Below are 12,485 nucleotides of genomic sequence, written 5' to 3' on the forward strand. Positions count from 1 at the left end.
TTCACTCCGCAGCGTCTGTTAATGGCTTTACATGAAAATCCTGCGGAAAATGCGTCAAAGAGCTCATCACAGGATAAGGAGCGAACCCGCCAAGAGCACAAAGCGAGCCCATCTTCATCGTGTCGCAAAGATCGGTCAGCAGCTCAACTTGCTGCTCCGGTTGATCACCTCTGGCAATCCGGTCAAGCACCTCTACACCGCGCACAGAACCGATGCGGCATGGCGTACACTTGCCGCAGCTTTCAATGGCGCAGAACTCCATGGCAAACCGAGCCTGCTTGAGCATGTCGACAGTATCGTCAAACACCACGATCCCCGCATGACCTATCATGCCATTGCGCTCAACAAACGCCTCATAATCAAAGATCGTGTCAAACAAAGACGGCGGGAAGTAAGCACCCAGCGGTCCACCAACCTGAACCGCCTTCACCGGACGGCCACTCAAGGTACCTCCGCCGATGTCATAGATCAGCTCATTCAGCGTCAGGCCAAAGGCCGTCTCGAACAGACCACTGTTCTTGATGTTACCAGTCAACTGAATTGGGATTGTGCCGTGGGAGTACCCAACACCATAGTCACGATAGAACCGTGCACCTCGATCCATGATGATCGGCACGGACGCCAAGGACATCACGTTATTGACTACAGTCGGCTTGCCAAACAGGCCTTCAATCGCCGGAAGCGGAGGCTTGGCACGCACGATACCGCGTTTGCCTTCAAGGCTGTTCAGCAGTGACGTTTCCTCGCCACACACATAAGCGCCAGCCCCTTCACGCACTTCCATATCGAAAGCGTGTTCAGAGCCCATGACGGAAGGCCCAAGAATACCGGCCTTGCGCGCAATCTGAATCGCATCATGCAAAATAGCGATCGCATGCGGATACTCTGAGCGGGTGTAGATATACCCCTTCGTCGCCCCAACAGCGATCCCGGCAATGGCCATCCCTTCGATCAGGACGAAAGGATCGCCCTCCATGATCATCCGGTCTGAGAACGTGCCACTGTCACCTTCATCAGCATTACAGACAATGTACTTCTGATCGCCTTGCGCCTTCAGCACGGTGTTCCACTTGATACCAGTCGGGAACCCCGCACCACCACGACCACGCAGACCACTATCGGTCACTTCCTGCACGATCTCGGCAGGTGTCATCGCAAGAGCCCGCTTCAAGCCGAGGAAGCCGTGATGCGCTTCGTAATGCTCAAGAGAAAGCGGATCAGTGATACCACAGCGAGAGAAGGTCAGACGCGTCTGCCGCTTCAAAAACGGCATCTCTTCAGTCAGACCATGGCACAAAGCATGGTCAGCACCTTCCAAAAGCCCAGCATCCAGCAGGCCAGCAACATCAGCCGGGGTCACCGGGCCGTAAGCAATGCGGCCGCGCTCAGTCTCAACTTCAACCAGCGGCTCCAGCCAATGCATACCGCGTGATCCATTGCGGACAATCTGCGCATCAACACCGCGCGCGCTCAGCTCTTCTGCAAGCGTATCGGCGACCCGGTCAGCACCAACAGCGAGTGCCGCAGCATCACAAGGAACATAAAGGACAGCACCCATCACTTCACCTCCTCAACCAGCTTCAGCACAGCAGCTTCATCAAGGCGACCGTGCAGGTTGCCATCCATCATTGCAGCCGGTGCACAGGAGCACAGGCCAAGGCAATAAACCGGCTCCAGCGTCACTTTTCCGTCTGGGGTGGTTTCATGCCACTTGATGCCAAGATCTCTTTGAATGTCTTCAGCAAGTTTCTCACCGCCAAGAGACTGGCAGGCTTCCGCACGACAAACCTTCAGCACATGGCGCCCGGCGGGCTCCGTGCGAAAGTCGTGGTAAAAACTCATTGTTCCATGAACTTCGGCGCGGCTCAGGTTCAACCGATCTGCAATCTGCAACAGCGCATCTTCGGGAACATAACCAAATTTCGCCTGCACATCGTGCAGGATAGGCAGGAGCGGCCCTTCCTGATGTTCGTGGACATCAATAATCGCGGCCGTGTCTTTTTCTATATCCTGCGATTGCGTCTGCAAGGCCATAAGTTCCTCCCTCCTCGCACGTCAATGCTTCGTGTTGGCACAATATGTCGCAGGCAATCAATATGATATATCCGTTGGGCGATTGCACATCCCTATCGTTGAAATCACGTAGAGAGCTCTTGCCCCTGCGAAATTCTGCTTACACGCTTGAGGAAGGCATCCAGAAGTGGCGCGCGCGGCTCCCTCTGGGTCGCAATCAGTCCAACCATGATGCTGGCATATGGATCTGAAATTGGAATGATCTCCAGATGATCGGAGGCAATCGTCTGCGCCACGGCCTGTGGGATAATCGTCCCCCACCGCCCGGTACGCACATGCGCCAGCAGGCACATGATGGAATCTGACTGCAAAACAGGCTTGGGCTCCACCTCCACATCATGAAGGATATTGTTGATGATACGCCGACACTGCATGTCACTGGTCAGCAGACACAGTGGCACACGGCTTACATCCTGCAAAGTGGCATGCTCACTACCGGAAAGAGGCCCACCCTCAGCGACAACAAAGCAGTAGCGCTCGCGATATAGTGGAATTTGCAGAACCCGGCCCAAAGGCTCGTTGTCCAGATAGGTCAGCCCCACATCGATCTCCAGATTTTCCAGCTGCGCCAGAATTTCCGAAGACGGACGCGAGAACACCTTGAAGTCAACGCCCGGGTTCTCCTCGCTAAAGCATGTGGTGATTTCAGGAACATACGTCAGGGCTGTGGGAATAGAGGCAATCCGCAAGGTGCCGGACTGGCCGTCGCTGACCGCCTTCAGCTCCTGCTTCATGGTCCGCGTATCAGCCACCAGCTTGCGCGCCCACTCCAGCACGCGCTCGCCCTCAGGCGTCAGCCCCTGAAAGCGCGAGCCACGCAACACCAGCAGAACACCCAGTTGCTCTTCAAGCTGTTTGATGTTGGCTGACAGCGTTGGCTGCGTCACACCGCACTCATCCGCCGCCTTCCCAAAATGCTTCTCACGCGCCAGCGCAATAAACATCTCCAGCTTGTCGATCATGGCTCTCCCTCTCAAACAATCTTGCAATGACCAATCAGATCATGACCAACGGGACTGCCCATAACCTCCCTATGAGCAATCCCTTAGATGTTTTTTCTTAGCTCTGAAATGAACTAGCATATTCAGAGCCAGAACCATAACGGCGAAAGTCAAGAAGACCGGCGGACTTGGATAAAGTAGCGGATCAGACGTTCATGCCGATGAAGCTAACACCCGCAACCATCAGCACGGCTGCCAGCAAGCGGCGCACCCAATTGCCCTCACCCAACAGCACGAAGCCAATCAGGGCCGCGAAGATAACGGAGGTTTCCCGCAGCGCGGACACTGCACCCAGCGGGGCGAAGTTCTTGGCATAAAGAACCAGGCCATATGCAATCATGGAAACCACACCACCTGTCAGCCCCAACACCCACGTCTTCTTGGAAAGCGTTGGCAGCATGGACCAGCGGCGGATGCCGATGAAGGCAGCGATAAACACCTGCAAAAACGCACCCCACGCCCAATAGCTGAGCGTATTGCCGGAAAGCCGAACACCAACACCATCCACCAGCGAGTAGGCAGAGATACAAACACCCGTGGCAATGGCAAAGCCAAGCGCGGCACCACCAACCCCCTGACGCAAGGCAGACCAGCTGGAGATCTGAATACCAAACGCAATCAGGCCAATGCCAAACCAGGCCCAAAACGGCAAAACTTCGCCCACGAACAGCATGGCCCAAAGAGAAACCAGCGCAGGCACAATCCCGCGGGCAATCGGGTAAACCACACTCAGATCACCATGACGATACGCCTGCCCCAACGTGTAATAGTAGGCAAAGTGAATGCAGGTGGAGAGCAACACATAGCCAAAGCTCTCAGGTTCCGGCAGCGGCAACACGGCAATCATCACCGCAGCGGGGATCACATGCCCAAAGGCCACAAGGCCCAGCGTGATTGTGCGGTCACCCGCCGTTTTTACAATCGCATTCCAGATTGCATGCAGCATAGCCGCAGCAAGGATAATCATTATGATGGAAACGCTCATCAATCAAAACCATTCGTAATCGGAAGCACCCAATGTTTCGGCTCGTTCTGAGCTCTGTCCTCCAGCCCGCAACTGACCTTGCAAGCGCTGGAACACGGGGCTTCCTTTGAGTTCTTGTTTATTCTTTAAAATGCTGGAATTTCGAAGGTTTTCGATTTCTGCACTTTATTCCGGTAGTCAGCTTATTCGTGAAGCAATCAGGGTCTGGATGCCCCACTCAGCAAAGGCTGAGGCAAACGGCTCTTCAGGCGCTCTGTCCGTCACCACATAATCCACACTGTCAGCAGCTGGCCCCACATACGGTGCTGTTTCACCCAGCTTGCCATGGTCAAAGGCGATCAACACCTGATCCGCACTTTCAGCAATCGCAGCACTCAACTGAGATTCCACGCTGCTTTGATAGAGAAAGCCCTTGCTGGCAGAGACCGCATCCAGGCTGAAGATCGCCATATCCAGCGCAAACCGCTGCACTTGGGTGTAAGTGTCGTGCCCAAAGGTGCCCCGGTCATCCTCCTGCATTTCACCGCCAAGCAAATGCACCCGGTTGCCATTCACGCTGACCAGCGTCTGCGCGACACCGATGGAGTTGGTCACAACCGTCAGGTTCTTTCGCAGCCTCAGATCTTCCGCCACATAAGCCGTGGTTGACCCCACATCCAGATAAAGGGTCATGCCATCTTCCACCACATCACACACCACAGAAGCAATCAGGCGCTTCTCATCCGTGCGCTGTGAAATCCGGCGGAAGAAGCTTGGGTCATTCTGCGTACCAGCCAGATAAGCCCCACCCCGCACACGCTCGACATCAGAGGTCTGCGAGAGAGTTTTCACCGTACGCCGAACCGTCTCTTCAGACACATCCAGCGCCTTTGCCAGATCGGAATTGCGCGCAGATCCGCCGAGCCGTTTCAGAACGTCCAGCAGTTCAAGTTCGCGATGGCTATGAGACATCTGCCCCTCGTGCTTTTGCATCTTTGCTACTCTGGCACTGCTTTACTCCACAATTACTGTCAAATTCCAACACATATGTCGATTTATGTTGGAATTTGTGCGCAGTTGTGGATTATTCGCTGGCAAACAACCGCAGTTACATCTCTCTTTCATATTGCGGGAGTATCGGTCTGTCGGATTGCGCCACGAACCGTGGCATTGGGGGATCAGGACTATGCAGAACAAGCGCAACGTGCTTTTCATCATCATCGACCAGCTGCGCGCAGACTGCGTCCTCGGGGATCTGGCAGATCATGTGGACCTGCCAAACCTGCGGGCATTCATGGAAGACAGTGTCACGTTCACCCGGCACTTCTCAGTCACCAATCCCTGCGGCCCGTCCAGAGCATCCCTGCTCACCGGCCAGTACGCCATGAATCACCGTTCTGTGCGCAATGGCACACCTCTGCGCCACGACACGCCAAACATCGCAACAGAAATGCGCAAGGCGGGCTATCTGCCAATGCTGTTTGGTTACACCGACACTTCACAGGATCCCCGGGCTTTCCACCCCAATGATCCGGCGGTCAGAACCTACGAATACCCGATGAACGGCTTCCACGAGATGATGGAAATGCGACTGGAAATGTCGTTTCCATGGCAATCCCATCTCATGAACCGGGGCTACACCTTTGAAAATTACTGGGACGTCTACAAACCAGTCTCACCGGACGGCCAGCAACCGCGCCTGAACGATCCTGCGCTCTATGCCGCTGAAGACAGTGACACAGCTTTCCTCACCAACGCCTTCCTGGAGATGATGCCAGCCTACCGTCAGCAAAGCTGGTTCGCGCACCTGACCTACATCCGCCCACATCCACCGCTCGTCGCCCCTGCTCCGTACAACACCATGTACGACCCGCAGTCCCTGCCGCTGCCTACGCGTCTGGAGCAACCGGAAGATGAACAGGCCCTCCACCCGTTCTTCACTCCCACCATGCAAAACAACAGCGCAGCCAGCTTCGTTGAGGGCTTCGCTGACTTGGAACCAACCGACGAGAACATCCGCATCCTGCGTGCCATCTATCTGGGGCTCGCCACTGAGGTGGATCACCATGTAGGCCGTGTAGTCCAGTTCCTCAAAGACACCGGTCAGTATGACAACACCATGGTGGTAATCACTGCAGATCACGGCGAAATGCTGGGTGACCGGCACAGCTGGGGGAAGATGACCGTTTATGATGCGGCCTACCACACCCCGCTCATTATCCGCATGCCAGACGGAGAACGCGGAACGCAGGTCACCAAAGTCACCGAGTCCATCGATATTATGCCAACCATTCTGGAATGGGTCGGACAAGACTTGCCAAGCTCAGTGGATGGCAAATCACTGCTGCCATTCCTGGAAGGGAAAACGCGTGAAGACTGGCGCACATTCTCCATGTCAGAGCTGGACTTCGCTGATCCTCTGGAACCAACTCTATGGCAGCAGCAACTGGGAACCAAGCTGGACAACTCCTGCCTGAGCATCCTGCGCGATGACCGCTTCACGCTGGTCGAGTTCGCCGCTGACTTGCCGCCCATGCTGTTCGATGCAGAAGGCACCGGCGAGATGGAAAACCTTGCCGACAAACCCGAGTATGCCCCAACATTGGCCCGCATGACCCGCGAGCTCCTGCGTCACCGCATGAAGAACATGGACAAAACCCTGTCCAACTGGATGATCACCACAGACGGCCCAAAGCACTAACAAAAAAGCGGAGCAACCACCACTGCTCCGCTCTCCATAATCAGCTCACAGCAAGCACTCCTAGCGCTGTTGGATTTCCTTAATGATCGCCTTCCCGATTTCAGCGATCACAGCATTGCGTTTTTTGAAGTTTGCATCGCTACCCGTCATGTAAACAGCTGCGAGATACGGTTCGCCTGTCTCAGGCCAGATGGCAGCGATGATCCCACGAGAGCCATTGTGACCGGCACCGGACTTGTCTGCGATGCGCCAATCAGATGGCAGGTGTTTGCGGATCAAAGCATCGGCCACCTTGTCATCCACCATCCATTGCTGCAGTTGCGCACGAGAGGACGGCTGCAATACTTCCTCAAACAACAACCGGTCCAGCGTTTGAACGACAGCCCTTGGCGAGGTGGTATCACGTGCATCGCCGGGTTTCGCCTCGTTCATCTCCGGCTCCCGTCGGTCCAGACGTGTCACACGGTCTCCGAGCCCACGTAAAAACCTCGTCAGCCCTTTGGGTCCATCAACACGCTTCAGCAGAAGGTTGGCAGCCGTGTTGTCGCTCATTGTGACCGTCGCTTCACAAAGTTCCCCAACACGCATTCCCTCTGCCACATGGTTCTTCGTGACAGGTGAGTAAGAAACCAGCTCCACTTTTGAGTAGGCAACAACCTCTCTCAGCCGCTCCTCACCACGATCAACCCGCGCCAGAACAGCCCCGCACAGCAAAGCCTTGAACGTGCTGGCCATGGGAAACCGCTCATCAGCTCGGCTCTCAATAGCCCAATCAGAACCGGTGTGCTGCAACACCACACCAATCCGGCCGCCAACTTCATTCTCTAATTGGTTGACCGTGTCCAGAAGCTCTCCGGCAGCTCCCACAGCAGGCACACCACAGGCAACAACCAATGCGAAAGAAACACGCTTAAAAGGCACGGCTATATGGTCAAAACAACGCCACATACTCAAACTCCTTGAATGACGAAACATGTGCCCGGCAACAAATAAATCTCATGAAACAGGTACAGCTTGTCCCCTGCCGCAAAGCATAACACTCAGCAGCACAAAATCGCCAATAACTGCGCTTAAACACGAAATATCTTGATGGTGGGCACCATCTTAATCAGATGCATCCTTAGGACTAAACACTTTAAGGTGGAGCCACAAACGACTAATTCTCGACTTGAATATTAGAAAAACTAATAGCGATGGACAGACCCAACATTCCTCTCAATGCCCTGCGCGCTTTCGAGGTCGCCGCCCGGCAAGGCAGTTTCACCCGCGCTGCTATTGAGCTGCGCGTCACACAAGCCGCTGTCAGCCACCAACTCATTGCCTTGGAAGAGCTGCTCGGCACAACGCTGTTCCTGCGCACCCCAAAAGGCCTTGTGCTGACAGATGAAGGCACCGCCCTGCATCCCGTCCTGACTCAAAGCTTCGACAGGATCGGCTCCGTACTCGATCGCTTCCTCGATGGCCGCTATCAGGAAACACTCAACCTTGGTGTCGTCACCACGTTCGCCACCGGTTACCTGATTGAACGCTTACCGGACTTTCAGGCCAAACACCCCGGCGTGAACCTGCGCCTCTTCACCAACAACAACCGCGTTGATATCGCCAAGGAAGGCCTCGATGTTGCCATCCGGTTTGGAGAAGGCCTGTGGCCGGGCTTGCATGCAGCCCCCTTGCTCACCACACCACTCACCCCGCTCTGCTCACCTGAAGTCGCACAGCTCCTCAAAACCCCACAGGATCTGGCAGATCACCCCTTATTCAGATCCTACCGCTCTGATGAGTGGGAACTCTGGTTCCAGCAAGCTGCAGCTCCGTGCCCCAAAATCGAAGGCCCCGTCTTTGACTCATCCGTTGCCATGGCAGATATGGTCGAGGCTGGCCTCGGCATCGCTTTGCTGCCCTACCACATGTTCGCACGGCGACTGGCGACCGGACGGCTCATCAGACCGTTCCCTACCGAGATCACAACCGGCAAATACTGGCTCACCCACCTCAAATCCAAACCAGCCACCCCAGCTCTCACCCTCTTCAAAAACTGGTTGCTCGCTCAGGAACCAGTTACCTCTGCCCAGGAATGATGAAACAACGCAGCGAATTGAAAGGAAAACCAAAACCTCTCCCATACGCCTTCCCCCTATCCTGATCTGACCGCCCGCAAATGTGGGTAACGGAACTCAGGTGCGAGGAATGCTTCTCAGCGACAGAGCAAAGGACGCCATAAAAGTTGCACTGGCCATGGTGATCGCCTATGCCATCGCACTCTATATGGACTGGGACCGCCCGTACTGGGCCGGCCTTGCCGTTGCTTTCATATCGCTGGAAACCTCAGGACAATCCTTTCACAAGGGCCTTCAACGCCTCGGCGGCACATTGCTTGCCGCAGTCATGGCCCTCACCTTGCTTTCGCTGTTCCCACAGCAGCGCTGGATGTTCATGATTGCCCTGTCCATCTATGTGTTTTTCTGCACCTACATGATGAAATCCAAGCACAATCCATACTTCTGGAATGTTGCCGCCTTCGTCACCATCATTGTTGCCGTGGATGCAGCTGCCAGCAACCAGCCTGCCTTCTACACCGCTGTCTTGCGCATTCAGGAAACCGCTCTGGGCGTAATCACATACAGCATGGTCTCAGTCATCCTCTGGCCCAGAACCTCATCAAAGACCCTCGTCAGAACCTCAAAGAACCTGACCAAAAGCGGTCTTGCTCTTTTTCAAAGCACAATAGACCGGGAGTTCGCCAGCAACCCGCACAAGTACCTGCAGCAACAAGGTGAGTTTTCAGCCTTACAAGCCAAGTTCGCAGACCTCTCCAACATCGCGGAACTGGAAAGCTACGAAGTCTGGGAGGTCAGCAAGCAATGGAAGGACACAGGCAGTCTCTGGACCCAATATGAGCGTGCACTGGAAGTCTGGCGGCAAAGCTTCAACGAGGTCGACGATCTGGAGCTGGAAACCCGCATCCCGTGGCTCACCAGATATGAGGCAGAAATCACCAGGCGCTTCAAAACCATCATAGATCTCACAGAAGGCAAAGACGTCAAACCCAAACAGCTCTTTAGAGACTTTCACATCAAAGAGATCGACATATCCGGTCTGCAATATTTCCAGAAAGCCGCCCTGTCTCTGTACATCCATCAGTTGGATGAGATCGAGCGCATCACCTATCAGCTTCATGAACTCACCACGGTCATCTTCAGCGAGAACACCAGCAATCAGCTGGACTTTCACGTCAAAGAAAGCACGCAACCAGATGTGATCAACATGGGTCAACTGAAGGGCGCTCTGCGCGCTTTCCTTTGCCTGTGGGTCGCGTACCTCTCTTACATCTACTTCCCCAACCTTCCAGCAGGAACGGTGCTGGTCATTCTGGCGGGAGTTTACAGCGTCACCCTCTCCAGCAATCCCTACCTGAAGCCCGTCTCCATCCTTGTTCCGGGTATTCTGTCTTCTGCCTTTGGGGCTGTCATCTATCTGCTGATCATGCCCCATCTGCACAGCTTCTGGTCTTTGGGAATTATCATTTTTCTTTCAGTGTTCTCCATCGCCTACCTCTTCCACACGCCTCAACTCATTTTGGGCAGAATGTTTGGTCTGGCGAACTTCGTGATGATGACCAACATCGCCAACCATCAAAGTTACAGTTTCAATTTCGTCGCAGATCAGCTTCTGGTCTTTCTGATCGTCATCGCTATCTACGCAGCCATATCCATCTTCACCTTCAACCTGCGCCCGGAAGTGCAATATCTCAACCTGCTGCGCCGCTTCTTCGCCAGTACCAATTTCCTGCTGACCGAGCACCAAAAAGAACCACATCTGGAACCCACAAAACTGCGCCAATACATCAGACGCCATCACCTCAATGAGATTGAGAGCATCCCTCACAAAATGACAGGGTGGATCGCGGGCACCTCTCCAGGGCTCGACAAGCACCAGCTACGCAGAACAGTGATCATTCTCGAAGCCCTGTCCATCCGCCTGTCCGTGCTCATCAACGAACTCAAAATCGCTCAGAGCTCCCAGCTCTATGCAGCTCTGCGAAAAGACATCCACGACTGGAGTGCTCAGCTGAAAACAGACTTTGCTGAACTGGTCAAAGACCCAACAGGCGCAACCATCGGAGAAGCCGTCAGACAATGCGCCCTCAGCATGCCAGAGATGGAAACCACCATCGCCAAAGTGCTGGAAGAGCGCGGCAAAGACGGCATTGATCTGGAGGAACGATTAAATATCTATCGCATTCTTGGAGGTATTCGCAGTGTTTGTCGGGCATTAGAGGACTATGAGGATCAATCCCTCAAGATGGATTGGCCTCAACTGCAAGAAGCCCGGTTTTAAAGGAGGAGCGCTGATGAATGGTTTTCCAAGCGAATGGGCCATCGGTACAGTGTACCTCCCTCCCTTTCTGGTTGCTGCTGCCCTTGGCCTGCTTCTCAGCTGGCTCACCGCCCGGTTGATGAACAGATATCGCCTCTCCCGATTTCTGCTCTATCCTCCAGGCGTTTTCGTTGCTTTGGCCGTCATCTACACCGTCATTCTTGGGAGCTGGGTTATTCCGATATGAAAGCACTTAAACCCATCCATAAACTTGCAATCACTGGCACAATTATCGGCGTGGCTGTTCTGGCCTTCGCCTTCAAGTATTACCAATACCTGCAAAACCCATGGACCCGCGACGGTCAGGTCCGCGCCAACGTCATCCAGATCGCCACCCGTGTCTCCGGCCCCATCGTGGAACTGCCCATTGTAGACAACCAGAAGGTTGAGGCAGGTGAACTGCTCTTCATCATTGACCCCCGCACATTCCAGGCCACTTACGCGCAAAAGAAGGCAGACCTCGACCAGACTGTCGACCAGCTCAACGCGCTGGAAAAAGAGCGTGAAGCCGCAGAAGCCAACGTCGCCCAGTATCGCTCCAATGTGGAGCAAGCCAGCTCAGAACTCCGCTCTTCCATCGCAACCCTGAAGAACATCAAGGGCAATCTGGACAGAAACGCCAAGCTTTTAAAAGACGGCTACGTCACCCAGCGCACCTACGATCAGATTGAAAAAAGCTACATCGTCGCTCTGGCTGATACAGAGCAAGCCCAGTCCGGTCTGGCACAGGCCGAAGCCGCTCTGGTCGAAGCACAGGCAAGTCTTGCGAAAGTCGTGGCGAGTTTAGGAGCAAAAGGAAAAGACAACGCCCAGCTCCGCTCCGCAATGGCCGCCCTGCAAACCGCTGAACTGGATCTGGGCTTCACGCAGGTCGCCGCTCCTGTCTCCGGTTACGTCACCAACCTCAACTTGCGACTGGGCAGCCAGACCGTAGAGAACCAGCCTGCCCTTGCACTCGTGGATTCCTCAAGCTTCTGGATTGACGCCTACTTCCCGGAAACCAAGATCAGCCGGATCGACATCGGCGATAAGGTGGTCATGACCCTCATGGCCTACCCCGATCAGGTGGTCCATGGAGAAGTAGAAAGCATCGGCTGGGGAATCTCCCAATCTGACGGCAGCACCGGCTCCGACCTCCTGCCCAACATCAATCCCACCTTCGAATGGATCCGCCTCGCCCAACGCATCCCCGTCCGCGTAAAAATCACAGACCTCCCCCAAAACATCCTCCTCCGCGTCGGCACCACAGTCTCCGTCCTGGTCCTAACCGACACCGCCACAGAAGACACGAGTTTAAACGCCCCACCAGCACCGCTGGTGTTTCAGTAGGAAAACTCCGCCTTTACCCAAGAGTACAGGCGGAGTTTAA

11 protein-coding genes are annotated in these 12,485 nt (G+C 54.8%); 5 read left to right on the forward strand and 6 right to left on the reverse strand.

All coding sequences use genetic code 11. The annotated features are described in order from the left end of the window. Position 1: 1 nt before the first annotated feature. The 5 genes from AC3CB2_RS08310 to AC3CB2_RS08330 form a co-directional block, all read right to left on the reverse strand. A complete protein-coding gene (locus AC3CB2_RS08310) occupies positions 2–1,558 on the reverse strand; it encodes a formate dehydrogenase beta subunit (RefSeq protein WP_352929269.1) in 1,557 nt (518 codons plus the stop codon). Continuing rightward, a complete protein-coding gene (locus AC3CB2_RS08315; protein ID WP_008546629.1) occupies positions 1,558–2,034 on the reverse strand; it encodes a formate dehydrogenase subunit gamma in 477 nt (158 codons plus the stop codon). Before AC3CB2_RS08315 ends, AC3CB2_RS08310 begins: the two co-directional genes overlap by 1 nt. Before the next feature lie 104 nt (positions 2,035–2,138). Beyond that, entirely contained in the window at positions 2,139–3,035 is an 897-nt protein-coding gene (locus AC3CB2_RS08320; protein ID WP_054783308.1) for a LysR family transcriptional regulator, read from the reverse strand. 184 nt (positions 3,036–3,219) lie between these two features. Beyond that, entirely contained in the window at positions 3,220–4,059 is an 840-nt protein-coding gene (locus AC3CB2_RS08325; protein WP_174519183.1) for an EamA family transporter, read from the reverse strand. Positions 4,060–4,236: 177 nt separating this feature from the next. Next, a complete protein-coding gene (locus tag AC3CB2_RS08330) occupies positions 4,237–5,010 on the reverse strand; it encodes a DeoR/GlpR family DNA-binding transcription regulator (protein WP_352929264.1) in 774 nt (257 codons plus the stop codon). Positions 5,011–5,224: 214 nt separating this feature from the next. Between AC3CB2_RS08330 and AC3CB2_RS08335 the strand changes: the two genes are divergently transcribed. Further along, positions 5,225–6,739, forward strand: a complete 1,515-nt coding sequence (locus AC3CB2_RS08335) for an alkaline phosphatase family protein (protein ID WP_352929261.1) — start codon at positions 5,225–5,227, stop codon at positions 6,737–6,739. A gap of 60 nt (positions 6,740–6,799) precedes the next feature. Here the strand turns inward: AC3CB2_RS08335 and blaPSV are convergent, their stop codons facing one another. Further along, a complete protein-coding gene (gene blaPSV, locus AC3CB2_RS08340; protein WP_425328932.1) occupies positions 6,800–7,666 on the reverse strand; it encodes a PSV family class A beta-lactamase in 867 nt (288 codons plus the stop codon). A gap of 266 nt (positions 7,667–7,932) precedes the next feature. Here blaPSV and AC3CB2_RS08345 point away from each other — a divergent pair, with 266 nt between their 5' ends. The 4 genes from AC3CB2_RS08345 to AC3CB2_RS08360 all read left to right on the forward strand — a co-directional run bounded on the left by AC3CB2_RS08345 (position 7,933) and on the right by AC3CB2_RS08360 (position 12,445). Next, on the forward strand, positions 7,933–8,817 hold the full coding sequence (locus AC3CB2_RS08345; protein WP_352929255.1) for a LysR family transcriptional regulator: 885 nt from the start codon (positions 7,933–7,935) through the stop codon (positions 8,815–8,817). Between the two features lie 109 nt (positions 8,818–8,926). Beyond that, positions 8,927–11,077, forward strand: coding sequence for an FUSC family protein (locus AC3CB2_RS08350; RefSeq protein WP_352929253.1), 2,151 nt, complete (start codon positions 8,927–8,929; stop codon positions 11,075–11,077). A 13-nt stretch (positions 11,078–11,090) separates the two neighbouring features. Next, the gene (locus AC3CB2_RS08355; protein WP_014286195.1) at positions 11,091–11,303 is read left to right on the forward strand and encodes a DUF1656 domain-containing protein; all 213 of its coding nucleotides are present in this window, start codon (positions 11,091–11,093) and stop codon (positions 11,301–11,303) included. Further along, a complete protein-coding gene (locus AC3CB2_RS08360; RefSeq protein WP_352929251.1) occupies positions 11,300–12,445 on the forward strand; it encodes an HlyD family secretion protein in 1,146 nt (381 codons plus the stop codon). The genes AC3CB2_RS08355 and AC3CB2_RS08360 overlap by 4 nt, the downstream gene beginning before the upstream one ends. The last annotated feature ends 40 nt before the right edge of the window (positions 12,446–12,485 follow it).

This window comes from Pseudovibrio sp. SCP20, from assembly GCF_057774105.1.